This window comes from Gluconobacter japonicus, assembly GCF_002723975.1.
Lineage (GTDB): Bacteria > Pseudomonadota > Alphaproteobacteria > Acetobacterales > Acetobacteraceae > Gluconobacter > Gluconobacter japonicus.
Window position 1 is genome coordinate 74,744 of record NZ_BEWO01000005.1, and the last position, 24,173, is coordinate 98,916.

25 protein-coding genes and 1 tRNA gene are annotated in these 24,173 nt (G+C 55.4%); 16 read left to right on the forward strand and 10 right to left on the reverse strand.

Annotated elements, in window-relative coordinates; translation table 11 throughout:
- Positions 1-255 precede the first annotated feature (255 nt).
- The 4 genes from GJA01_RS04770 to GJA01_RS04785 form a co-directional block, all read right to left on the reverse strand.
- Positions 256-346 (reverse strand) — tRNA-Ser (locus tag GJA01_RS04770).
- 40 nt (positions 347-386) lie between these two features.
- Positions 387-1,022, reverse strand: coding sequence for a phosphoribosylanthranilate isomerase (locus GJA01_RS04775; RefSeq protein WP_099282282.1), 636 nt, complete (start codon positions 1,020-1,022; stop codon positions 387-389).
- Positions 1,019-1,729: an orotidine-5'-phosphate decarboxylase gene (gene pyrF, locus GJA01_RS04780; protein ID WP_062504279.1), complete on the reverse strand. Its 711-nt coding sequence runs from the start codon at positions 1,727-1,729 to the stop codon at positions 1,019-1,021. Before pyrF ends, GJA01_RS04775 begins: the two co-directional genes overlap by 4 nt.
- An 8-nt stretch (positions 1,730-1,737) precedes the next feature.
- Entirely contained in the window at positions 1,738-2,070 is a 333-nt protein-coding gene (locus GJA01_RS04785) for a lipopolysaccharide assembly protein LapA domain-containing protein (protein ID WP_062504281.1), read from the reverse strand.
- A 165-nt stretch (positions 2,071-2,235) separates the two neighbouring features.
- Between GJA01_RS04785 and GJA01_RS04790 the strand changes: the two genes are divergently transcribed.
- From GJA01_RS04790 to GJA01_RS04815, 6 genes are all read left to right on the forward strand, one after another.
- Positions 2,236-2,526: a hypothetical protein gene (locus GJA01_RS04790; protein ID WP_172794478.1), complete on the forward strand. Its 291-nt coding sequence runs from the start codon at positions 2,236-2,238 to the stop codon at positions 2,524-2,526.
- A 126-nt stretch (positions 2,527-2,652) separates the two neighbouring features.
- Positions 2,653-3,174: a protein-export chaperone SecB gene (locus GJA01_RS04795; RefSeq protein WP_062504283.1), complete on the forward strand. Its 522-nt coding sequence runs from the start codon at positions 2,653-2,655 to the stop codon at positions 3,172-3,174.
- A 48-nt stretch (positions 3,175-3,222) separates the two neighbouring features.
- On the forward strand, positions 3,223-6,429 hold the full coding sequence (locus GJA01_RS04800) for a glycosyltransferase (protein ID WP_062504285.1): 3,207 nt from the start codon (positions 3,223-3,225) through the stop codon (positions 6,427-6,429).
- A 4-nt stretch (positions 6,430-6,433) separates the two neighbouring features.
- The gene (locus tag GJA01_RS04805; RefSeq protein ID WP_062504287.1) at positions 6,434-7,852 is read left to right on the forward strand and encodes a M20/M25/M40 family metallo-hydrolase; all 1,419 of its coding nucleotides are present in this window, start codon (positions 6,434-6,436) and stop codon (positions 7,850-7,852) included.
- A 1-nt stretch (position 7,853) separates the two neighbouring features.
- The gene (pdxA, locus tag GJA01_RS04810) at positions 7,854-8,849 is read left to right on the forward strand and encodes a 4-hydroxythreonine-4-phosphate dehydrogenase PdxA (RefSeq protein ID WP_062504421.1); all 996 of its coding nucleotides are present in this window, start codon (positions 7,854-7,856) and stop codon (positions 8,847-8,849) included.
- The gene (locus tag GJA01_RS04815; protein WP_062504289.1) at positions 8,846-9,547 is read left to right on the forward strand and encodes a pyridoxine 5'-phosphate synthase; all 702 of its coding nucleotides are present in this window, start codon (positions 8,846-8,848) and stop codon (positions 9,545-9,547) included. The genes pdxA and GJA01_RS04815 overlap by 4 nt, the downstream gene beginning before the upstream one ends.
- Positions 9,548-9,585: 38 nt before the next feature.
- Here the strand turns inward: GJA01_RS04815 and GJA01_RS04820 are convergent, their stop codons facing one another.
- The gene (locus GJA01_RS04820; protein ID WP_010501825.1) at positions 9,586-10,185 is read right to left on the reverse strand and encodes a hypothetical protein; all 600 of its coding nucleotides are present in this window, start codon (positions 10,183-10,185) and stop codon (positions 9,586-9,588) included.
- Between the two features lie 190 nt (positions 10,186-10,375).
- On the opposite strand from GJA01_RS04820, the gene GJA01_RS04825 reads away from it, so the two are divergent.
- Positions 10,376-10,600: a DUF3126 family protein gene (locus tag GJA01_RS04825; protein WP_010501823.1), complete on the forward strand. Its 225-nt coding sequence runs from the start codon at positions 10,376-10,378 to the stop codon at positions 10,598-10,600.
- A gap of 13 nt (positions 10,601-10,613) precedes the next feature.
- Here the strand turns inward: GJA01_RS04825 and GJA01_RS04830 are convergent, their stop codons facing one another.
- The gene (locus tag GJA01_RS04830; RefSeq protein ID WP_010501821.1) at positions 10,614-11,144 is read right to left on the reverse strand and encodes a DUF2939 domain-containing protein; all 531 of its coding nucleotides are present in this window, start codon (positions 11,142-11,144) and stop codon (positions 10,614-10,616) included.
- Between the two features lie 97 nt (positions 11,145-11,241).
- Between GJA01_RS04830 and GJA01_RS04835 the strand changes: the two genes are divergently transcribed.
- From GJA01_RS04835 to pyk, 4 genes are all read left to right on the forward strand, one after another.
- Positions 11,242-12,018 carry a HesA/MoeB/ThiF family protein gene (locus tag GJA01_RS04835; protein WP_062504291.1) on the forward strand — a complete coding sequence of 259 codons (777 nt, stop codon included), beginning with the start codon at positions 11,242-11,244 and terminating at the stop codon, positions 12,016-12,018.
- The gene (locus tag GJA01_RS04840; RefSeq protein ID WP_010501817.1) at positions 12,015-12,392 is read left to right on the forward strand and encodes a DsrE family protein; all 378 of its coding nucleotides are present in this window, start codon (positions 12,015-12,017) and stop codon (positions 12,390-12,392) included. The genes GJA01_RS04835 and GJA01_RS04840 overlap by 4 nt, the downstream gene beginning before the upstream one ends.
- Positions 12,393-12,471: 79 nt before the next feature.
- A complete protein-coding gene (locus GJA01_RS04845) occupies positions 12,472-13,407 on the forward strand; it encodes an SH3 domain-containing protein (protein ID WP_172794479.1) in 936 nt (311 codons plus the stop codon).
- A 25-nt stretch (positions 13,408-13,432) separates the two neighbouring features.
- Complete coding sequence (pyk, locus tag GJA01_RS04850) at positions 13,433-14,863, forward strand: pyruvate kinase (protein ID WP_010501813.1); 1,431 nt, start codon at positions 13,433-13,435, stop codon at positions 14,861-14,863.
- A gap of 54 nt (positions 14,864-14,917) precedes the next feature.
- On the opposite strand, the gene GJA01_RS04855 is transcribed toward pyk, so the two are convergent.
- Together GJA01_RS04855 and GJA01_RS04860 are read right to left on the reverse strand one after the other, a co-directional pair.
- Complete coding sequence (locus GJA01_RS04855; RefSeq protein ID WP_062504424.1) at positions 14,918-15,796, reverse strand: prephenate dehydrogenase/arogenate dehydrogenase family protein; 879 nt, start codon at positions 15,794-15,796, stop codon at positions 14,918-14,920.
- Entirely contained in the window at positions 15,796-16,962 is a 1,167-nt protein-coding gene (locus GJA01_RS04860; RefSeq protein WP_062504292.1) for a lysylphosphatidylglycerol synthase domain-containing protein, read from the reverse strand. Before GJA01_RS04860 ends, GJA01_RS04855 begins: the two co-directional genes overlap by 1 nt.
- 138 nt (positions 16,963-17,100) lie before the next feature.
- Between GJA01_RS04860 and hpnA the strand changes: the two genes are divergently transcribed.
- The 3 genes from hpnA to hpnC are packed head-to-tail and all read left to right on the forward strand — an operon-like array spanning position 17,101 to position 20,095.
- A complete protein-coding gene (gene hpnA / locus GJA01_RS04865; protein ID WP_062504294.1) occupies positions 17,101-18,096 on the forward strand; it encodes a hopanoid-associated sugar epimerase in 996 nt (331 codons plus the stop codon).
- Positions 18,096-19,238: a glycosyltransferase gene (locus tag GJA01_RS04870; protein ID WP_062504300.1), complete on the forward strand. Its 1,143-nt coding sequence runs from the start codon at positions 18,096-18,098 to the stop codon at positions 19,236-19,238. Before hpnA ends, GJA01_RS04870 begins: the two co-directional genes overlap by 1 nt.
- Complete coding sequence (gene hpnC, locus GJA01_RS04875; RefSeq protein WP_062025160.1) at positions 19,235-20,095, forward strand: squalene synthase HpnC; 861 nt, start codon at positions 19,235-19,237, stop codon at positions 20,093-20,095. Before GJA01_RS04870 ends, hpnC begins: the two co-directional genes overlap by 4 nt.
- A 39-nt stretch (positions 20,096-20,134) precedes the next feature.
- Here hpnC and GJA01_RS04880 read toward each other — a convergent pair whose 3' ends face one another.
- Both GJA01_RS04880 and GJA01_RS04885 read right to left on the reverse strand, forming a co-directional pair.
- A complete protein-coding gene (locus GJA01_RS04880) occupies positions 20,135-21,310 on the reverse strand; it encodes a pyridoxal phosphate-dependent aminotransferase (protein ID WP_062025162.1) in 1,176 nt (391 codons plus the stop codon).
- A gap of 83 nt (positions 21,311-21,393) precedes the next feature.
- Complete coding sequence (locus GJA01_RS04885; protein ID WP_062504302.1) at positions 21,394-21,837, reverse strand: cupin domain-containing protein; 444 nt, start codon at positions 21,835-21,837, stop codon at positions 21,394-21,396.
- A 135-nt stretch (positions 21,838-21,972) separates the two neighbouring features.
- Here GJA01_RS04885 and hpnD point away from each other — a divergent pair, with 135 nt between their 5' ends.
- The gene (gene hpnD, locus GJA01_RS04890) at positions 21,973-22,848 is read left to right on the forward strand and encodes a presqualene diphosphate synthase HpnD (RefSeq protein WP_010501804.1); all 876 of its coding nucleotides are present in this window, start codon (positions 21,973-21,975) and stop codon (positions 22,846-22,848) included.
- Between the two features lie 4 nt (positions 22,849-22,852).
- Positions 22,853-24,148 carry a hydroxysqualene dehydroxylase HpnE gene (hpnE, locus tag GJA01_RS04895; protein ID WP_062504304.1) on the forward strand — a complete coding sequence of 432 codons (1,296 nt, stop codon included), beginning with the start codon at positions 22,853-22,855 and terminating at the stop codon, positions 24,146-24,148.
- Positions 24,149-24,173 lie beyond the last annotated feature (25 nt).

The window sequence follows — 24,173 nt, forward strand, 5'->3', positions numbered from 1 at the left end:
ATATCCGAACTAGCCGTCCCAAAAGAACCACACAGTGAAGGTTGGCTGATCTCCATCACCAACCTTGCCTGATCGGTACTGAAGTATGACACTCTGAGTACGGTTTCCGCACAGTTCCGTTTGTCAGAACCGACACCCCCATCAGCACTTTGTTTATGATTTGTTCCGATCACTAGTGGACACAAACCAAGTTGAGGGAAGGGGCAGAAATTGCAGCCTTTGGTCAATAAGGGTCACTAATGGTGGGGGTATCGCTGGCGGAGAGAGTGGGATTCGAACCCACGGTACGCTATTAACGTACACACGCTTTCCAAGCGTGCGCCTTAAGCCGCTCGGCCATCTCTCCTGTCGAGCGAGGTGGTATTTACGAAAAGCTCTTTCGGAGATCAACCCCCAAAACGCGCCTTTTCGACAAATTTTTTGATTAAATCGTGAGACTTATGGCCAGGGCTATCTTCCACCCCCGAAGATACATCTACTGCAGGCGCTCCGCTGGCCTGCAATGCATTACCAACATTGGAAGGGTTCAGGCCTCCTGCCAGCATCCAGAACGCTGGGGCAGACCAGCTTTTGGTCAATGTCCAGTCAAATGTACGCCCTAAACCACCTGGACGGCCGTCTCCTTCCTGATGCGGAGCCTCAATCACATACCCATCAAGTTCAGAACGGGAAGGGAGGTCAGACGATGAAGCTACACCTCTCGCAAGCCATGTAGGGAGACCAAAACGTTCCCTTATGGCTTTCGCTCTTTCTTCAGTGTCGTAGATCTGCAGAACATCAAGCTTCACAGACTGAAGAGTTTGTTCGATTGCTTCGTCATCGGCCTTGACGAACAAGCCGACGCGCACAGGCCCGCCCATGGAACAGGAAGGCGCGCTATCATTCAAAATCTTAGCCTGCTCGCGTGTCACATAACGCGGAGAGGCCTGATAAAAGACGAAACCAACCCAATCGACCTGCAAACCGGCACAGAGCTGCATGGTTGAAACATCCCGCACACCGCAGATCTTGACACCGATCATGCGCTGGCAAGCTCAGCCATGATCTCCTGAGCTGCGAGAGCAGGGTTAGGAGCGCGTGTGATGGGACGCCCGACAACAATCCAGTCAGCGCCAGCCTGAGCCGCCTGTGTCGGTGTCATGATCCGTTTCTGATCGTTGGAGGCACTGCCAGCAGGGCGGATACCAGGCACAACCAGAACAGGTTTGTCGCCCAGAGCATCACGCAGAAGCGCAATTTCGTGAGCCGAGCAGACAAGTCCATCCGCTCCCGCTGAGATTGCCAGTTTTCCAAGCCGCAGCACCTGTTCCTGCGGCGTAGCATTCACGCCGGTTTCACGAAGGCCAGCGTCGTCCATGCTCGTCAAAACAGTAACGGCAAGCAGGCGAGGACGATGCACTTCATCTGGGAATGCCTTTTCCAGCGCTTCGCGAGAGCGGGAAATCATCTCTGCTCCACCACAGGCATGAATGGTCGTCAGGGCAGGTCGTAAAGGTGCGAGCGCTGAGAGGCCGGAAGCAACCGTGTTGGGAATATCGTGCAGCTTGAGGTCCAGGAAGAGTTGGTGACCTGTCGAGACCGCCCGAACCGCATCCAGACCACAGGCGTAAGTAAACTCAAGCCCAAGCTTGATGGCATCGACCGTCTTGCCGAGGGTCACGGACCACTCTTCTGCCTGTGACCGGCTATTCGTATCAAAAGCAGCAATCAGCTTGGTTCTCTTGGACATGGTGATAATCAGATCCGGTTTTCAGATGAGGGGACTGTCGTTGCTGTGGCAACAGGAGGAGTCTGAAGACGGTCAAGCCGCTGGTGCAGTTCCACCAACTGGCTTTCCAGCGTGCGAACATGTGCTTCAGACCGGCGAGCGCGCGAACGCTGCCGCAGTTCGCCAACCCAGCCAGTCAGGAAGCCAAAAATCAGGCCAGCAACACCGATGCCAAGTGCCAGGGTTCCCACCGAAAGATGCCAGCCGAAAGAAATCAGCCAGATTGGTTCAAGATCAGTATTACTCAGAGCAAAAACGATCAGGGCAGCCAGAAAAATAACGATAAAAAGAAGTCTCAGCATGGGGAAGTCCTATCGTGCTGCCTGCAGGGCGGCAAGACGCCCTCAGGAGGATTGATTTCCTGTCAGCACTCATGGTGTGCTCTTGTCACGGGACATAACCAAGCACCGATGCTGACGTTCCGTTAAGGCGATAACATTCCCAGTATTTTACTGAAAGGGACCGCCGTGCCTGAAGTCATACCACTCCGCCCGGCATTGCCAAAAGCCGACATTTTATGGGCCGTAATCGCATCACAGGGGAAACGCACGATCATTGCAGACATTTATGTCTCGCGCGAAGCCGCAGAGTCAGACTGCCAGTGGCGGACATCGCAGGTCCGGGCATACGCTTACTTCCTGATGGGTGAGCAACAGCCGCCACCCAGTTACCATATTCGTCGGATCGCCCGCGCAGAACTTCCAAGGCGGTGGACGCCACTTCCGGCACTCGGAATACTGCGTGGACGGTTAATATAGTCTGATTTAGAAAGCCATTGGGTAGCCAAAATTCCCCCCTCATGACACAAGATAGGCTTATGTCATTGTCCTGCGTTTTCAAATGACAACGCAGACTGTGTTGTGCAGATTACAGGTAAGGTCAGGATGAACGATCACAATCATGCAGATACACTTCAGGGCGCGTCCGGAAGTTCTGTGCCCCGTGAATCCAGCCCTGGGCTGGTTGTTGGCTCCCAGTATCTTCGTACCCTGTCCATTGACGTTCAGAACACTCCTGACATCTATCGTGACATCCCGGCTCAACCTCATGTAGGCATGACCGTAGATGTGACGGCCCGGCAACTCCCCGGCGGCGGACAGCCAAGCTTCGAGGTTACTCTGGTCATCCGCGCTCAGGGTCTGGATGCCGCTCCGGTCCCGAATGCCCCTGCTCCTCGCGTGCTCTATGAAATCCATATTGCTTATGCGGGCCTTTTTGGTCTTTCAGGAGCAATGACGCAGGCTATTGCAGAGCCGCTTCTTCTCGTCGAAGCTCCGAAATATCTTTTCCCCTCGGCCCGGGCAGCAATGCTCAATGCCGTCCGGGAAGCTGGTTTTCCTGTTGGGAATATCCAGCCCATCAATTTCCATGACCTCTGGCAGAGCCGTCGGCTTCAGCAGGGCTGATAACATTCAATCGTCAAAGACAAAGACGCGTGGGGGAACAAGGTCGTCATGAGTTTGAAAGACTATATTCTTGCTTCTCCAGCCTTTTCCGGCAACAGACCTCCGGTCTGGGGCCGCTTTGATGCTGAATGGTATCGAACCCGCTACGCGCGTCTTCTTCGTGAGGAGCAGCTTCTCAAAAGTGACGGTTCAGTTCTGGATCTCAGCAATGAATCCATGGAGCAACACTGGCTGGAGCAGGGGGCAAGCCAAGGCCTGTCCCCCAATCGGTTTTTCGATGAAGAATGGTATCTGAGGCAGAACCCGGATGTGCGGGACGGAATCAGCTATGGCGTCTTCAGTTGTGGCTTTCTGCATTATTGCGAAAGCGGTTTTCGTAGCCGCTCACCACACTGGCTTTTCTCGGAAACTGAATATTTTACCCGCAATACAGACCTTAGTCTGCCAGTCCTGATTTCTCAGGGTTTCAGCAACGGGTATGACCATTATCTGACAGACGGTGAACAGGAACAGAGACAGGCGCACGCTTTTTTCAAGTCCTCTGTTTTCCGGATGGCCAGCCTGACCCGAGGCATTTCATACGATATCGGCAAAGGTGATTTTCGACAGTTCCTGATGTCATCAGAGGCAGGCTTGTGTCGGAGTTCATGGTATTTCGATCCAGAGTGGTATCTTGCTGCCTATCCAGATGTTGAAAATGCCATCAAAGACGGCGTTTTCCTGAACGCCCTGCATCATTATCTGACAAATACCACTCCGCGGGCATACAACCCGAACCAGTGGTTCAGCGAAAGCCACTACGCCCATCTCTACCCGGATGTCGCACAGATCGTGACCGATGGCGGGTTCCGGAACGGGTATGATCATTTTGTGCGTTATGGCGCCCGTGAGATGCGGACCCCTCAGGTCGATGTAGATCTGAAGAGCTTTTCCGAAGAGCCAGGAATTCAGCGTAAGCTGAGAGAAGGTCAATTCGAAGACGTATTTGCGCTCTGGGTCCAGTCCCAGGGAAAGATTGCTGTCACGCAGGACATTCCGGATGCTTCTGCGGAGCAATACAGGAATTTGGATTTGCAACGAGCGGGGACACTGATCCCGTCCATTGTTCGCTCTCCTCTGGACTTCCGCCTGATCCGCTCTCCGGAAATCAGCGTTGTCATCCCGGTAACAAACCAGTTTCTGGAGACACTCTCTACACTGGCCGCCTTGCATGCAAACGGAGCCGGGGCAATCGATATCATCATCGTAGATACTGGATCGAGCGATGAAACGACGCAGATCGAGCGTCTTGTAAGAGGGATCCGCGTTCTTCGTCCAACTGCCCGGACAACCACACCAGAGCAGATCCGTCATGCCGTAGAGCTTGCGCGTGCCGATATTGTTCTCCTGATGGAACCAGGTACACAACCGTTCCCCAATACGTTGTCTGCCGCTTTACGTGCCTTTGATTCCCCGGATGTCTGGGCTGTCGGGGGGCAATCTCTGGGCCTTGATGGCCGGGTTCTTGAAGCAGGCACGATTGTTTGGCGGGATGCTTCGACCCTCAGATTTGGCACAGGTCAGCGCGCAAACGAGCCAGAGATCGGGTTCTGCCGTCAGGTAGATGCCATCTCTATTGGTATGTTGTTCTGTCGACGGGACAAGCTGGCTGCGTGTGGTGGTATCGACCAGGTTTGTATTGGGTCGGAAACCCGGCTTTTGTCTTTGTGTCTGGCTCTGCGTCAGGCGGGCGGTAAGATTGTCTATGATCCTTCCGTTCTGGATCGGACCCGGCCACCAACCGCTTTACCTGAAGACTTCCTGCGGAGGAATCAAACTTGGTTAAGACGTAGATTTTCAGCCATACTTTCCCGATACCCTATGGTCGGGACGTCTGTTTTCAGAGCGCGCTTTGCATCTGGCGTACCGACAGTGCTGGTGCTGTGTTCCACATTACCTCACCGCTTTCTCGGTTCGCCCCATCTTCGGACCCAGGAATTGATTCTGGCCCTGAGCCGGAAGGGGTACCACGTGACAGTCTTCCCGTTGGAAGGGGGCGTGACCGATCCTGTAACAGTCGCACTCGATTTCCCCTCGAACGTAGAAATCATGAACGAGAGCGATATTTCAGAGCTCCCGGAATTCCTTAATGATCGCGCTGCATCCTTCGATGTTCTCTGGGTCACGGGAGCCAACACACTCCATCGCACAGGTGCCATACTGCGATCGCACTCTGCCATTCTTCCCAAATTGAATATGGTTCTGGATCTTGATGGAACCGCAGCGGAGGAAAATTATCTTCGAAGACGCGTTGGTGCGCATGATGATCGCGAGCAAATGCTCGATGATCTTGATCGCGAACTGGCAGACGCCTGGATGTGTCAGGCGCTTGCCTGTTCCCATGCCGAAGAAGCAGAAAATCTCCGTGCGCTCGGTTATGGTAACGTACTTGAACTCAACTATGCCCCGCGCGTCATTCCTACGACAGTTCCAGGCTTTCATGATCGTACTGGAATTCTTTTTGCGCTACCCTGCGCCACTTCGGGCTGCGCGGCACATGATGGGCTGGATTGGTTTGTGCATCAGGTTTTGCATGAATTGTCCGGCCGTCTTCCGTCTGATGCGACAATCCTGTTTGCTGGACATCGAGGCAGCGATATTGACCTAACCCCTTACACACGGGCGGTAGGGATTGAGCCGCTTCCTGATAGCGTCGACATGAATGCACTCTACCGTTCCCGTAGAATCATGATCGATCCTTCCCGTGTCATGAGTGCTCCCTCACAAGAAATTCTAGATGCCGCTGCCGCCGGTCTTCCCTCCGTGCTGACAGAAACGACCATGCAACAGCTTGGCTGGTCAGAAGAATCCGGCGAATGCGTTGCAGGTGGTTTCTGCAACCCAGCTCTTTTCGCAGATGCTGTTATACGGTTGTATCAAGATGAAGACCTTTGGAATCGCGTCAGTCAAAACGCCAGACACTTCGTCACGTCCCTGTCTGGATCGGAAGCTTTTGATCAGCAGGTAAAAGATATTCTGAACCTGGCTTCCGGACAGGCGCCTATTCTGCTCCCTGCTCAGGCGCCACGTTTGATCAGACAGGACAGGCCTAATGGCCCGATTGCACCAGCACCCATTCGCCTGTCCCCTCGCAAAGCTGAGGAGCCTCTACCAGAAATCGAGGACTCTCATCTCTCTGAGGCACAGGAAGAAGCACCGGTTCCCAGAACCCTGACTCCTCGTGTTGGCATCTCAATACCTCTTTCGGAACTTTGACCCCATGACGACTTCAACATCCCTTCCTCTTGATGCTGTTCTGTCACATGTTAACCAGTCTCTGGACAGCGCAGTTGAAAGGCTGTTCAGCCTGTTGCGCATTCCCAGTATTTCTACCCAACCCTCCCACGCTGCGGACTGCCGCAAGGCCGCTGAATGGCTTCGGCAGGACCTGGCAGAAATGGGACTGTCAGTTGATGTCAGGGATGTTCAATGGGCTGCGCCTGGACATCCGATGGTCGTGGCACACGATACACCTCAGGCAGACAAGCCTCATGTCCTGTTTTACGGACATTATGACGTCCAGCCGACCGACCCTGAAAATCTCTGGAAAGCGCCGCCTTTCGAACCGCGCCTTGTAGAGGATGGTGCCGGTCGAAAGGTCATTGTTGCGCGTGGAGCCAGTGATGACAAAGGACAGGTCATGACCTTCCTTGAAGCGTGCCGTGCATGGAAAACAGTTCATGGATCCATTCCTGTTCAGGTCAGCGTCCTTCTCGAGGGGGAAGAGGAATGCGGGGGCGCCAATCTGCTTCCCTTTCTCAGGGAAAATGCAGAAGAGCTGAAAGCCGACGTCGCGCTTGTGTGTGATACGTCCATGGCAGATCGAACCACGCCAGGCATCACGACTTCGCTACGCGGAATGATGGCAGAAGAAATCGTCATTGAATGCGCATCGCATGATCTGCACTCGGGCATTTATGGCAATGCAGCAGCAAACCCGATCGCACTGCTCTGCCAGATCCTTGCAACATTGCGCGATGCTGACGGCCGGGTCACGCTTCCCGGCTTTTATGACGGCATTCAGGACCCGTCGCCAGAGACACGGGCACAGTGGAAAACCCTGTTCCCGAATGATGCGGCCCTTCTCGAAGAAGCTGGTCTCTCCATCGCAGCAGGTGAAAAGGGCTATACCGCCATTGAGCAGACCTGGTGTCGTCCGAGCTGTGAAATCAACGGTATTTCCGGTGGCTATGAAGGGGAAGGGTTCAAGACCGTTCTGCCAGCAAAAGCCATGGCTAAAGTTTCCTTCCGGCTGGTTCCGGGGCAGGATCCTGAAAAAATCCGGGACACCTTCCGTGCCCATGTCAACGCGGCTCTTCCAGCGGATGCAAAAGTCACGTTTACACCACATGGCGGTTCACCGGGCTTTGAGGTTTCCCGGAACAGCCGGTTCCTTGCGCCAACACTCAAGGCTCTGACGGATGAGTGGAACGTGCCAGCAGCCACCATCGGGTGTGGGGGCTCCATTCCTGTCGCTGGTGAAGTACGGGATGCGCTAGGACTGGATGCTCTGATGGTCGGTTTTGCACAGGCAGATGACCGCATTCATTCCCCCAATGAGCAATATGGTCTCGAAGCCTTCCACAAGGGTATTCGCTCCTGGGTCCGCATCCTTGCCGCTCTGGCGAATGCCGGCTGATATGACAGCTCCGATCGCCCTGACTCTCGGTGACCCTGCCGGTATCGGGCCGGAGCTTGCCGTTGCCGCATGGCAGGCTCTCCGGAACACCGGGCCAGTTTTTTTCTGGCTGGGCGATCCCGTTCTACTGAACAACGCAGTTCCATTCCGGCTGATTGAAAAGCCAGAGGATGCAGAGCAGACTTTTTCTGACGCGCTACCCGTTCTCCCGATAACGTGCCCAATTCTTGTGACGCCGGGACAGCCAACGTCAGACAATGCGCCAGCCGTCATCGAAAGCATCGAACGCGCTGTTGGATTTGTTCTGGAGGGTAGGGCAGGCGGTGTCACGACCAATCCTATTGCCAAGCACATTCTGGCAGCATCAGGCTTCGCTTATCCGGGGCACACGGAATTTCTGGCGGCTCTCTGTCAGACGACAGGGCAAGAGGTCATGATGCTCGCATCCCCTCAGCTTAAAGTCGTTCCCGTCACCATTCATGTCTCACTGCGACGTGCCCTGGAAACTCTCACGACAGACCGTATTATCGCCGTGGCACGGGCAACGCATAGTGCCTTGCAAAACGATTTTGGGCTTGTATCCCCTCGGCTGGCTATTGCCGGTCTGAACCCTCACGCAGGGGAAGAGGGGCTGATGGGGACCGAAGAACAGACGATTATCGGTCCGGCTATTGCTCAACTGAAAAACGAAGGGCTGTGCGTTTCCGGACCTTATCCGCCAGATACAATGTTCAGTGCCACGGCCCGCCCGAAATATGACGTCGCAATCTGCATGTACCACGATCAGGCCCTAATTCCGCTCAAAACGCTCGATATGGCCGAGGGCGTCAATGTCACTCTGGGCTTACCCATTATTCGAACGTCCCCGGATCATGGGACAGCCTTTGACATTGCAGCCCCGGTTGGCAGTGCCAGCCGGGCAGATCCTTCCAGCCTTCTGGCAGCACTCAGACTGGCAGATTTCATGTCCCAGCACAGAAGGGGAAACAGCCAATGATCCGGCTCGGCGTTAATATTGATCACGTTGCCACATTACGAAACGCCCGTGGCGATGCTTACCCCGATCCCGTGGACGCTGCAAAACTGGCGATTCAATGGGGTGCAGATGGAATTACAGCTCATCTCAGAGAAGATCGTCGACATATCCGGGACGCCGATATGCCACGCCTCAAGGCTCTGACGGCACCGCTGAACTTCGAAATGGCAGCGACTGCAGAGATGGTCCGTATCGCCTGCCTTCTTCGACCGCACGCATGCTGTCTTGTCCCGGAAAAGCGTGCTGAAGTCACAACAGAAGGAGGGCTAGATGTTGCCGGGCACAAAGAAATTCTGGCGCCCAAAATTGCTCGACTGAGAGATGCAGGGATTCGGGTCTCCCTGTTTATCGATCCTGATACAAAACAGATCGAAACAGCAGCAGAACTCGGCGCACCTGTTGTCGAGTTGCATACCGGCGCTTATGCCCATGGCAAAGGTGGAGAGCTGGAACGCCTGCATCACGCGGCAGGCACTGTTGCCGATTGCGGCCTTGAACTCCATGCCGGTCATGGCCTGACTTATGACAATGTGCCGCCTATCGCCAAGCTGCCAGGGCTGGCGGAACTGAACATTGGACATTTTCTGATCAGTGAGGCAGTTTTTTCCGGGCTTGGACCAGCCGTCAGAAAAATGAAATATCTTATTAACTGCCCATAAAGCCAAGAAAGCCGGGAGCTTCCTCCCGGCCTGACCTCTTATTTAACAGGCTGGATAACAGCCTGTGTCTTGTCTTTACTGAACTGCGGTACATATTTTCCGGACTGGTCGGAATATGTTGCCGAGCTGCTCTGCGGCGGTGTCGCAGGCGGGTGGAAAGCAGAAACAGGACCAAATGGTCCAGCATTTACACGATGCATGGTCGATTCACGCTGACGTGCGCAACCCCGCGTGATGATGGAGCAGATACCGTCCGTTCCGATATATTCGTCGTCGTTCCCAGTGTAATGCACTTCGGAAACGCGATCATGATCAAGACGAAGCACCATGCGGCACGTCGTTCCGCCGCCGCCAAAAGCGGATTGATAGATGCTGATAATTGACTGTGCAGGGATGAGGCCGGAATCCGACGAAATCGTCGGCGTGCTCTGGGTTCCATCGTACTGCCAGATTTCTGTCGTATCGTTCAGCTTCTTTGTGCTGCCCGGAAGACCAGCACAGGCCTGAACATCGTAGCTGGTCATGCCGACCATCTCGAACTGGGCCTTGTGAGCATTACGGGAATCGAAATATCCGCATCCGGAAAGGGTAACGGTGGCTGCAAGTGCTCCAAAAACACGGAGGACGGAGGGGCGCATTCTGTCTCCTTTGCGCAAGGTCAGGATGACCCGCCCTAAACCTCCGGGCACAGCCGGGGAACAGGGCGAAAGATTGGAAGAGCCCGGTTTCTACAACAGGAATACCATTCAGGGTAGGGGAGATGGGTTCCTTTCAGGGTAACGATGAGCTACAGGGCAAGACCTTGCCAAAACTCAGGAGTGCCACCCGATGGCCGATATGACCCCTTCCGAAGTGACACGCCTTCAGACGACATTGCAGCGTCTTCTCGGCTCACAGAAACTGACAGTTACCAAGCCAGCCCGTAAGGGAATGAGTGTTGAACTCGCCGTCGCAGGCGAAGTGATCGGCACGGTGCACCGTGACGAGGACGAGGGCGAGGTGTCCTACGCCATTCACATCACTGTTCTTGAGGAAGACCTTCCTCCGGCCTGAACGGTCCTTTAACTCAGGGCCGCGGGGCAGACTGCGGCAGATCGAACCGCGTGATTTTCCAGCCCCAGTGCTCGAATTTCATATGCAGGACGAACGGTGTCTGTCCCGGTTGGTCCACCTGAGCCTCGAACTTGTTGAGGCTCACGAAATGGGCGTGCAGGCCACCCCACACAGGCCAGCCCCCTCCAGATGACATAGACGCATCTGCGGGCATCAACTGATGTGCGGTTGTCATCAGAGTGTTAGGGGACAGTTCCGTATCAATGGCGTTTGATATGGCATTTCCCGCAAAAGAACTTCCAAAATCCGGCAACTCATCGTCTGACGCGGGTGCGGGAGGTTTAAACTGTTCCTTGAGGGAATGGGTAAGAGACGTCCAGTCCACATGTGGAACAAGGCGCGCCGGGTTGTTTCCCTTCATGGCACGATCAATATCCCACAGTGCAAGATAGGGGGAGATGGCATAGGCAGCGAGCGTCGCTCCAAGGCCGACGCCGAGGCCCTGCCGTGTCCGGGAAGTTTTTTTCCAGAAAGAATTCTGCATGATCGCGCCTCCGCACAAACCCCGAAATCCGGTGAGATGTGGACAATGATGAATCTAACGTCTTTCCGTCTGAAAAGTCAGCAATTATCTTGAGACCATGACTCTTGATTTTTCCGACGACGAACTTGAGCGATATTCCCGCCACATCCTGCTTCCCCAAGTCGGGGCCATCGGGCAGGCGCGGCTGAAAAATGCCTCCGTTCTGGTTATTGGAGCAGGCGGGTTGGGGGCGCCTTTATCCCAACAGCTTGCAGCCTCGGGAATTGGCCGGATTGGGCTGATGGATCATGATATTCTGGAACTCAGCAATCTTCAGAGACAGGTTCTGTACGGCACGAAAGATATCGGTCGCCTGAAAGTAGAGGCTGCCGCTGATCACCTCAGCGACATCAACCCTCTGATCACGGTGAACACGCATGCTGTCAGGGCTACTGCTGACACGTTGAATGACGTCGTTCCAGAATATGATCTGGTTTGTGACGGAACTGATAATTTCGAAACACGCCTGGCCGTTTCGGACGCCTGTGTCCGGCATGGCAAAACGCTCGTCTCCGGCGCGGTTCAGGGCTTTGCAGGACAACTGGCTGTTTTTCGCCCTCAACATGGTGGGCCGTGTTATCGATGCCTTTTCCCCGAGGCGGCTGAAACCGAAGCTGCAACCTGCGGCCAATCCGGCGTTCTGGGCGCTGCGACAGGCGTCATGGGGAGCCTGATGGCTGTGGAAGTCATGAGGGAAATCATGGAACTTGAGGGTAGGGAGGACACGCGTCTCATGATGTGGGATGCTCTTGCCGGTACTCTCAGAAGCTTTCCTCTGGCCAGAGATCCGGCGTGTCCGGTTCATCCTTCTACGCAATCGGATCAACACGCATGACAGCACCCATGTTCATCACGCTTGCAGATGATTCCTGGCAACGCGCACATTATGCGTTGATCGTCGCGGCTGGCGCATTGTCTCTGGGGCGTACGGTAACAATTTTTGCAGGTGGCAGAAGCGTTCATGCTCTCGCAAAAGACTGGTCAGGCCTAAAAAACATCACCTCCGATGCCGAGCTGGACAACAGAGGCGTCGCCAGCTTCCGGGATTTGCGTGAAGCTGTCATTGAACTCGGAGCAAACCTTATGGTCTGCGAAACGGGGCTTGCGCTCACAGGACTGACACCAGACACTCTGTGTAAAACAGTTTCCGTTCGGGGCATTGTCACTTTTCTGGAGCAGGCTGGAGACCGACCGATCCTTGCACTGTGACCTGTTTCCCGCGTCCAAATCGCGATTTTCGTCATTTGGTGACTTGCCGAAACTCTCCACCCTTGGCAGGGATGCGCTCATGAGAACGCTTGTCACTCCTCTGTCCCGAACCCTGCGCTGTCGTCAGCTTCTGCTATCTTTCGCAGCGGCAACGGCCTTGATGGTCATTTCTCCCGCAGAAGCGGCTCATCATAAGCATGACCACGCGATCAAGGCCGCTGCGAAAGCTGCCAAAGCCCCGCATGGGAAGAAAAAGCCTTCGAAGAATACGGGTGATACTGCCAGCCCTTCCAAAAAGATCCATCACGCCACACGACATACGACTGTCACGCGTCATGCCGCGCCTCTCGCTGCCGGAGTAGCAGCGGGAGCTGCCGGGGCTGCGGCTGCCAGCGCAACTCAGACGCCAGTGCCGTCCCCCGATGCTCCACCGGTTGACACACCAACCGACAAGGGAAGCAACACGGGTCTGCCTCTGCCGCGCTACGCGGCATTAAGAGCCGACAAAGTGTACATGCGCCGTGGGCCCGGGGATCGGTATCCGATTGACTGGGTCTATCACCGCCGCGGTCTTCCCGTCGAAATCGAACGCGAGTTCGATGTCTGGCGCCTGGTTGAAGATTCTGATGGGCAGAAAGGCTGGGTACATCAAGCCACCCTTTATGGCAGCCGTACCTTTGTTATTCCGGGACTTCCACCGGAAGGTGTGAAAGCACAAACTGGTGAGGCCTCCGAAAAGGACGGAGACCATATCGGTCGCGCAGATGCGCGCGTTCTGGGACATGTTGCGACTCAGGAAGAAGCCCGCGCGCATAAAAGTGATGTTCTCCTCATGAGCCATCCGGAGGAAGACAGCAGCGTGGTTGCGGTCCTTCAGCCGGGAACTGTGGGGAACATCAAAGCCTGCCCACAAAGTTCTCAATGGTGCCACGTGGTCGTCAAAGGCTACGAGGGATGGCTGCCACGTCGTCTGTTCTGGGGACTGCTCCCTGGCGAGACGATTCAACCCAACTGATTTTTCCTAGCGAGGACGCCACTCCATGACATCCAGCTCCCATCATCGTCGTACGCGGATCGTCGCAACTCTTGGTCCGGCCTCATCCTCGCCCGAGATGATCCTGTCTCTGGCTGAGGCCGGGGTAAACGTTTTCCGCCTGAACTTCTCTCATGGTGCTCACGAAGATCATGGCGAACGTCATGCAGCGATCCGTGCGGCAGAAACGAAAGTGGGACGCCCTCTCGCTATTCTGGCTGATCTTCAGGGACCGAAACTGCGTGTTGGCGTATTCGAGAACGGCCCGGTCATCCTTGAAGAAGGAAAGCCTTTCCGGCTTGATCTGGATAAAACCCCGGGCAATGTCGATCGTGTCTGCCTCCCACATCCGGAAATTATTTCGGCAGCAAAGCCCGGAAGCCATCTTCTCCTCGACGACGGCAAACTCAAGCTGCGTGTCGTTAATGTTCTCAATGGTGCGCTTGAAACGGAAGTTGTTATTGGTGGCAAGCTCTCCGAGCGCAAAGGCGTCAATGTTCCTGACGTCACGCTGCCAATTCCTGCGCTGACCGAAAAGGATCGCAAGGACTTCGACTTTGCGCTCTCGCTGGGTGTGGATTTCATAGCGCTTTCCTTCGTGCAGCGTCCTGAAGACGTCGAAGAAGCTCGCGAAATCGCCAAGGGTCGTGCAGCGATCGTCACGAAGCTTGAAAAACCGCAGGCGATGGAAGATCTAGAGCGCATCGTGCGCCTGTCTGATGCCATCATGGTGGCACGTGGTGATCTCGGTGTAGAACTCCCGCCAGAGGAAGTTCCCGTTGCCCAGAAGCGTGCGATTACCGAAGCACGCCGTCAGTGCCGTCCTGTGATCGTGGCAACGCAGATGCTTGAAAGCATGATCGAAAGCCCGACACCAACACGCGCTGAGGTTTCAGACGTTTCCAACGCGGTTTATGATGGGGCTGATGCTGTCATGCTTTCGGCTGAAAGCGCAGCGGGTAAATACCCGATTGAAGCCGTTTCCATCATGGCTCGCATCGCGTCTCGCGTGGAGCAGGACGTCGAGTGGCGCCTCCGTATGGACCGTGCCCGTCCAAAGCCCGAGGGGACCGTTCAGAACGCTATTGTTCAGGCGGCCTGGCAGGTCAGTACGGCTCTGAGCGCAAAGACCATCGGTGTCCGGACACAGGGTGGCGGTGGCGCACTCCGCATGGCCCGCGAGCGGCCCCATTGCCCCATTCTGGCTGTCACACCTCATCAGGAAGTCGCACGGCGGCTTTGCGTTGTTTGGGGTGTGTTTCCACGAGTTGTGGAGAAAGAGCATATCGCCCAGAGCATTGAAGAACTGGCAGAGCCTACTGCGGCCATGGCATGTTCTATGCAGCTTTGCCGACCTGGCGATCATGTTATTGTTCTGGCTGGCCTGCCTTACGGCGTTGCCGGAAGCACAAATACGCTTCGCATCATAACAGCCTGATTTTCAAATATTTCTTCCATCCAGCCCGTTGCTGGATGGAAGAAAATCCAACCATCAGGCCTGACGATTCTCAATCAGTGTTCGTCTGATCCTGCGTCCCCGTTCAATACGGGTTGTAATAGCAGCTTCATCGCTTTCCCGGATTGCCTGCGCCATGCCTTGAGCATCTGCCACAAAGCGATCAAGGGTCTCCAAAAGAACATCCTTATTGGCGATGAAAATGTCCCGCCACATCACCGGGTCCGAGGCAGCAATACGTGTGAAATCCCGAAACCCTGAAGCTGCATAATCAAGAACAGCAGCACGGATTTCTTCGGAAAGATTATCGGCCGTGTCGCAAATGGTAAACGCCAGAAGGTGAGGCAGGTGGCTTACCATGGCGCAAATACGATCATGCTTGTCGTCAGACAGGATTTTGGTTCTGGCGCCGCACAGCTCCCAAAGCTGCTGGACCTTCTGCACAGCTTTCTCATCTGCGCCATCTGGCGGTACGAGCAGGGACCAGCGGTTTTCAAACAGCGTCGAGAAACCTGCATCCGGTCCAGAGTGCTCGGTACCCGCCATTGGATGGCCGGGTACATATGCAACGCCTTCTGGCAGAAGGGCCTGAATCGTAGGGCCAAGCTGCCCCCGAACCGAGGCTACATCTGTTAAAATAGAACCCAGCTTCATGTAGGGAAGGATAGCACGCGCCGTCGCTTCAACCGCGCCAACCGGCACGCAGATCATGACGCATTCGGCCTGAGCCGCCACAGCCATGCTGTCTGTTACAACATCCGCTATCTTCAGGTCTCGGACACGCTCCAGCACTGCTGGGTTAATGTCCGCTGCAATCAACGTGTCTGCCAGAAGACCTGTTTCGCGCGCACGACGCAGGACAGAAGATCCAATCAGTCCGGGACCAACAACGGCAAGAGATCTGAAAAGGGCCATCAAAGAATACGCGGCGACGTCGCAAATGCGGCGGCGTCCTTATCTTCGGCTTCACGAGGAGACGAGCCGTCTTTCTTGCTACTTGCGGCCATGACGGATGTTGTTGTCTTCAAAACGGATGTCACAGTCTTCTCTGAAGAAGCGGTAGAAGTGCCGCTTTCCTTGCGGAGACGGCTCATTTCAACAAACTGCCAGCCGAGAAGGACAGGAATACCTATCAGAATATCCCTTCCACGACGCAGTAGAGACAGACTCAAAGAAATCTGTGAATCAATTCCGAAGATCAGACCAAGAGCGACATAGGCTGCTTCCTGCACACCCAGGGCCGCAGGGACAAGAAATCCCGCTGACATGATCCCGCACACGACGCCTTCAATAGCGAGCGCTGACAGGAATCCGACATGCGCTCCCAGAAGAATAAGCGCGATCCATGTCAGCAAAGCGCCTGCGATCCAGCAGAGGAAATGTGACAATGCTCCCAGCATGATCCGGTCCGGGCGGCTCCACAGAGCTTCCAGACGGGCCTGAAAAATATCGGTGTTTCCAATCAGGCTTTCGCGCCAGTCAGCCGCAATATGACGCCCGAAGAACATCGCAGCCTTACGAACCATCGACCCGCCACGATGCTGGGTCCAGATAAACCCTGCGATCCCGAGCGACAGAAGAACCATGCCACCCATCAGTGGCCAGATAAACCGCGCAGCTCCCTGATGACCGACAAGGCAGAGGATTGAAACCAGAATGAACGCAATCTGCCCAAGAACCTCGGTGGTGATATCTACCAGATTGGACGCCACGCCTTCAGGCCAGTGCAGATCTTCCCCATCCACCGCCTGAGCACGGCGCCCTGCGAGAGTGGCCCGAACACCGAGCACCATTCCACCAAGCTGGGAAAAGGGCAGGCAGGCCCCGGCTGCATCTCGCACCAGACGCGCGCCAATCAGTCTCAGGAGACCGATCTGGGGAACGGAAGCCTTCCAGGCGATACCGAGTCCAATGTCCACCACGAGTTGAGCCATGACCAGAAGGAAGAACCCTCCGATACCGACTTTTCCAAGAGCTTCCATAACAGGATGAACGCCTGCTTTGGCTGCAATGAATGTGAAGAGAGCCACGCCCAGAAGGGAGAGGATAATGGGGAGAGTTTTTTTCAACGTCTTCGTCACATGCCGTTTGCAACACGCTCTAACCCACAGTTCTCCAATATTCCAGTCTTGCAGACGCTTTCCCCCGAAAGCCAGCAGCAGTAAGGTACGCGAAAAATTTCAACCTGTTGCTGATGAACCAAGGAGAAGATTGCCACCATGAACGATGTCACACTCGTTACAGGGGCTACCGGGTTCGTCGGTTCTGCTGTTGCCCGCGTGCTCCGGGAACGTGGGCACCGCCTGCGTCTGTTTATTCGGGAAAACTCGGACCGATCCAACATTACAGAGCTCGACGCGGAACTTGCCATCGGAGATCTTTCCGATCCCTCGACTCTTCCGGCAGCGCTTAAAGGCGTAAAAATTCTTTTCCACGTAGCGGCTGATTACCGACTCTGGGTTCCGGACCCCGCAGTGATGATGAAAGCCAATGTGGAGGGGACGCGGAACCTCATGCTGGCTGCCCTGGAGGCCGGCGTAGAGAAGATCGTGTACTGCTCTTCCGTTGCGGCCCTTGGGCTCAACAAGGACGGTACGCCGGCAGACGAAGAAACCTACGTCACGGAAAGCACCGTTATCGGGACCTACAAGCTTTCAAAGTACCGGGCAGAACAGGAAGTTCTGAAGCTGGTTCGTGAAAAGGGACTTCCTGCAATCATCGTCAATCCCTCGACGCCGATTGGTCCGCGCGACATTAAGCCAACACCCACAGGTCAGATGATCCTCGATTGTGCATCCGGTCGGATGCCAGCCTATGTGGAGACAGGCCTCAACATCGTGCATGTTGATGACGTTGCCGAAGGGCATGTTCTGGCGCTTGAACGCGGCAAGATCGGCGAGAAATATATTCTCGGCGGGGAGAACATGATGCTGGGGGATCTTTTCCGCCTCACGAGCGAGATTGCCTGCGTCAAACCGCCCCGCATCAAGCTCAGGCAGTCGTGGCTTTATCCGGTGGCTGTCGTGTCCGAATGGTTGGCCCGTGGATTTGGCATTGAGCCGCGTGTCACCCGTGAAACACTCGCCATGTCTCGGAAGCTGATGTTTTTCTCTTCGCTGAAAGCACAGAGGGAACTTGGCTATGCCCCCCGGCCTGCAAGGGACGCCATAGCGGACGCCATTTCGTGGTTCCGTCTGCATGGACGGATGAAATAATGCTCTATGGAAGTGCACTCACCAGCCTTGGCGCCTGGATCTACCTGACGCTCTTCCATGGAAAATTCTGGCAGGGCGGACCGGTTCTCAAACCTTCCACCGCTCCGCCCTGTGCCCCTGATGTCGCAATCGTCGTGCCCGCGCGCGATGAAGCCGCGTCGATTGAAGCGTGCCTGACGTCGCTACTTGAACAGGATTATGACGGGAAACTGTCGGTCATCCTGGTAGATGATAACAGCACAGATGGAACAGGCGATCTGGCCCGCGCCCTGCCTAACCCACACAAACGTCTCACCGTCCTGACCGGTGCTTCGCGTCCTGCCGGGTGGAGTGGCAAGCTCTGGGCTGTCAATCAGGGCGCGCAGGAGGCATTGGACCACATTGGGCCTTACGGATACATCCTGCTAACCGACGCAGACATCATGCATGCGCCGAAGCATCTTTCGACGCTTCTCGCCAAGGCCCGTGCAGACGATCTGGATCTTGTTTCCGAAATGGTGGCTCTGAATTGTGAGAGTTCTGCAGAGCGCTTTCTGGTTCCGGCCTTCGTCTATTTCTTCGCCATGCTGTACCCTTTTGCATGGACGGCAAACGAGCGATCCAAAATCGCAGGCGCAGCAGGAGGGACCATTCTGCTTCGCCGGCGCGCACTGGAGCGGATTGGTGGCATTGAGGCTATCCGGGGAGCACTCATCGACGATTGCACCCTTGCAGCGCATGTCAAACGCTCCGGCGGCCGCCTCTACCTGGGCCACAGCGCGCTCGCATGGTCGGTTCGACCATATCGTGGCGCGAAAGACATCTGGGAAATGATCGCCCGGACGGCTTACGTCCAACTCCGGCAGTCGCCGCTCCTGCTTCTTGTGACCATTTTCGGAATGACGCTGATCTGGCTCCTTCCGATCGGACTGACCGTTTTTGGGAAAGGGCGTACGAGAAAGGTTGCACTACTGACCTATCTCCTGTCCTGCGCTACATTTCTTCCAACCCTGCGACGGTTCGGACTTCCCTTATGGCGCGCGTTGCCGCTGCCGCTGATTGCCGCCTTCTATATGGCCGCAACCATCGGCTCGGCGATCGACCATCACAGGGGCGTTGGCGTACGCTGGAAAAATCGCTCCTATACGGATGAGGCATCGTGACAGAAGACATCTGGGGGACGAAAGACGTCACCTCTGACAAAGGCAAAACCGACGAGAATTTCCCCGTTGGTTCTTTGCTGATTTCCCGCCATCTCCGCCCGTATGTTCATACCTATTACAATTTCGCCCGCGTGGCGGATGACATGGTGGATACATCCGAGCTAACCCCGCAGCAGAAAATTGCCCGGCTGCGTGGGATGGCTGCCGTCATCAGGGGAGAACTACAGGCTCCGCAGCGAGCTGACGCTCAAACGGCGGTGAAGCTGAGAGAGGTTCTTATCAAGACGGGCGTCCCCCTGGAAACAGCGACAGATCTTCTTGAAGCGTTCTGCATGGATGCAGAAAAAACAAGATACGAAAGCTGGCAGGAACTCCTGCATTACTGCCGGTATTCCGCCAATCCTGTCGGTCGGTTCTTATTGCTGCTTCACGCAGAAGGGCACGAAACGCTTGCACCTTCAGATGCTCTGTGTTCAGCGCTTCAGGTGATTAATCACCTGCAAGATGCAGCAAAAGATCTTCAGGTTCTGGACCGCTGCTACATTCCGCTGCCCTGGCTTAAGGAAGAAGGCGTTACCATTGATGACCTGAGGCTGGTGCGCAGCAAGCCCGGGCTGAGACGGGTTTTCGACAGGATGCTTGATGGGGTGGATGCACTGAATCGCGAAGCACGCGGTCTTCCAATGCTGATCCGAGATCGACGGATGCGACTGGAGGCTGCTGTCATTGTGGAACTGTCGCATATTCTGGCAAAGCGACTGCGTCGTCAGGACCCTGTGGCCGAACGGGTTGCTCTTACAAAAGCTGACGGGGCAAAAGCCCTGCTTCTGGCAATGCGCTACTGGCCAACACACTGAATAAAAAACGGGAGGCCAGAGAGCCTCCCGTTTGAACTATCAGCCGATGATGCGGTCCAGTGCCGCACAGAACTTCTTCATTTCACTCATCGAGCCAACCGTGATGCGGGATGCGTTCGGCCAGATCGGCCAGGAGCGCCCGATAATGATGTTTTCCTTCAGGAATGCATCCTTGATCGGCCCGGCGGGCCGCTTCCAGTCAATAACGAACATATTCGCATCAGACGGGATAAAGCTGATTCCCTTCTTCTGAAGATGGTCGTAGGTCATGGCACGGGCCGCAATCATCTCACGGCGACGGGCATCAATATCGGCCTTCATGGTGAGGCTCTTCGTGCCACAGACAACCGCTGGAATCGGCAGCATATGCGTCTGGTTCACACCATCATAGCGCATCATTTTTTCATGAAGGGCAGGGGGAGCCATACTGAAGCCGAGGCGCAGGCCAGCCATTGCGAACATTTTCGAGAATGTTCGCAGAACGACAACATCCCGCCCTTCGGCAACAAGCGCAACAGCGCTCGGAGCATTGGAGAAGTGGATATAAGCTTCATCGACAAGAACGATGGAGTCTTTCGGCTTGTTCGCGACCAGCCAACGAATATCTTCCAGCGGCGTCAGTGTACCGGTCGGATTGTTGGGCGAACAGATATAATAAACGCCAGCGTTCGGATCCGCCTTCAGCATCGCCTTTACGTCGGTTTTATAACCGTTTGACGCATCCAGAGGCACTTTTTTAAGCGGAATCTTGAGCCATTCAGACGCGACCCAGCCCGCTTCGTAGCTCGGATCAGCCGTCACAAGGCCACGGGTCGGAGAACAGAACGTCACAATCGTACGACAGAGTGGATCAGAAGACCCGCCCCAAGGCAAAATGCAGTTTTCTGGAATATTATCAATCTTGGCAGCCGTGCTGATCAGATCTTCGCGCGTATGACCCGTAGGGTCGTAGCGGTTTCCTTCGAAAACCGCAGCAGCACCAGCTTTGGCAGCAGCCGGGAAAGGGCCGGTCCAACACTCATTGCTGCCAATACGGACCATCTTGGTCACATCGCCAGGCGGCAGCGCCGTGAGAGGGGAGGCCTCAGCGCGCCCAACGATAGACCGTACCGCCATGCCTGCACTCAGAAGTGCAGCTACGCGGCCCAGACTACGACGGGAGTAACCGCGTGAAAGGAGATCATCTTTTGCTTCAGAGGACAGGCGGTCGGTCATGCTCGGTTCACGCTCCTAGAATGTCTGAAAACATATTAGAAACGAAACGATCTTTCTGTCAAAGGGCCAATTGAGTTCCAGTTTCAATATTCAGGATTTTGTTTGTCCACCGGAACAGACGTAGGTTCTCCTTCTGCACCAGCATACGTCAGCAGAAGAATGGTCGGTTCATTTCCTGACACGCCGCGATGAACATCATTCACGGATTCTGCGAAAGCTTCTCCCTGATGAAACGTCTGACTTTTCCCACTTTCCTTGTCCTGAATTGTCAGGGAGCCCTGCAGAACATATCCCGCATTCGGAAACGGATGCTTATGCCAGGGTAGGGCCGTATGGGCCGGGATCGTCAGGCGAATCATGCTGAGCTCCGGCTGGGACGTCGTATAGGGCGCGTAGGCTACGCCGTTCCATGAATGCGTGGCTTTCAGAAGATGATCGGCATGAGCTTTGGCTGACGACGATTCTGCTCGAGCCACAGAAAAACTCGAACAGGCAGCGATGATGGCAAGAAAGAGACTGAACTTCATGGGACCTCCTGGTGGAAGGGTGTTGCCTTTTGGCATCATAGGAACGTATGGCATCCCATTCCGTTCGAGCCGACTTTGTGACAGGCCCGTTTGGCGTTAGAACGCAGCATTTCTGAAACAGGACAGGGGACAGACATGGTTTTCAGCAGGGCACGTGCTTCTTCCGGTCTTCCCTGCGCGCAGGCCGATCTTGACCATGTGGAGCATATCGTCACTGCATCCGGCACGTCTTTTGCCCGTGGCATGAAGGTTCTGCCAGCAGCAAGACGTCAGGCCATGTTCGCAATCTATGCCTTTTGCCGCGAGGTAGACGATATTGCTGACGGCGATGCGGGCGTTGCAGATCCGCTGCAGGCTCTGCAGGAGTGGCATGACCGCATCGAGCGCCTTTATAAGGGTGAAACGCGCGATGCTTTGGACCGCGTGCTTGTAGCGACCATCTTCCGTTTCGATCTGCGGGCTGAAGATTTCCACGCCATCATTGATGGAATGGCCATGGATTGCGGTGATCCCATCATCGCACCAGATGAAAAAACGCTTGATCTGTATTGTGATCGCGTTGCGTCAGCAGTTGGCCGGTTGTCCGTCCGGGCGTTCGGCGATTCTTCGCCAGCCGCTGACCTTGTCTCGAAGCATTTGGGAAGAGCGCTTCAGCTCACGAACATCCTGCGAGATATTGCTGAAGATGCCGAACGCAGCCGTCTCTACCTGCCGTCAGAACTGCTGGAACGCTTCAATGTTCCAAACGATCCGAAAGAAGCCCTGTACGCTCATGGTCTGGATGGCGTAGGCCACATCCTTGCCAAACGCGCCCATGACCATTTCCGGGAGGCACGCCGTGCCATGAAGGACTGTGATCATAAGGCGATGCGTCCGGCGCGGATGATGGCAGCATCCTACGAGCCGGTTCTGAATGCTTTGGAAAAAAGAGGGTGGAAGAACCCTGAAGCAGTAGCAAAAGTCAGTAAAGGCTGGCGTGCGGTCCGCGCTCTGGCGGCATATGTGAAATAAGCCCATGAGCCACGTTCATATCATTGGTGGCGGCCTGGCGGGTCTTTCCGCGGCCGTCGAACTTGCCGCACAGGCCAAGGTCACGATTTACGAGGCGGGTCCGGCCTGTGGGGGACGAGCACGTTCATTTCATGACAAGACACTCGATGCCCTGATTGATAACGGCAATCATCTGATCCTGTCTGCAAATGGTCTGACCTTTCGTTATCTTGATATTCTTGGCGCCCGTCACACATTGAGTGGCCCGGGTATTCCAATTTTTCCCTACTATGATCTGCAGGACGATCTGGCGTGGACGCTGCGTTTATCCAAGGGAAAGATACCGTTCTGGGCACTTCCCGGTGGTCGCCGCGTGCCTGGCATGAAGCTCTCAGAACTTTCGTCTCTGGGACGCTTTCTGAAAGCCAATGACAATACGGTCGTTGAAGACTGCCTCAAACCGGGTCAGTTCAGCCGCCGCCTTTTAGAACCCTTTGCAATTTCGGTTCTTAACACAGACCTGCACACAGGAAGCGCGCTGCTCCTGGGAAATGTGATCCGTAAGTCTCTGGCGCAAGGTGGGATGGCGTGCTGCCCCTGGTTCCCTGAAATCGGACTTTCCGAAACGCTGGTGGACCCGGCTCTTGCCTACCTGCGGCGCTATCATGGAGAAATCCGTACCGGTGTGCGGGTCAGCGCAATCGAGCGTGAAAAAGGGCGTGTTACAGCCATCGAAAGCACAGAAGGGCGAATTGAGCTTGGCCCGGAAGATCATGTCATCGTGGCTGTACCCGGACCTGTGGCACAAAGCCTGCTTCCGGAAATTATTGCTCCTGATGCTTTCGAAAGCATCGCGAATGCGCATTTCAAGCTCTCAACTCCTGTCAAAGCACGGGGCGTCGTCGCGCAGGCACGATTTGTCGGGCTTGTCGGGGGTATTTCGGAATGGATCTTCCTGAAGGGTGACGTCCTGTCCGTAACTGTCAGCGCCGCCAATCGCTACGCCGACCGCGACAGCAACGAAATGCTGGCTACGATCTGGTCTGAAATCAGACGCGCGCTTGATCCCGTTCTGCCTCACCCCCTGCCTGTTGCGATGCCTCCAGCACGCCTGCTGCGTGAGAAGCGGGCTACGTTTGCCGCGACACCCGAGCAGAACCGCCGCCGTCCTACAGCCAAAACCGACACGGCAAACCTGGCACTTGCCGGAGACTGGACGAACACAGGCCTTCCTTCGACCATTGAAGGGGCAATCCAGTCAGGATTGGCAGCAGTCAGCGCTCTGGGATTCCGTTCAGCCATAAAACACACGGAATCGTGAGGCGCACTCACGAAGCTATGCCTGT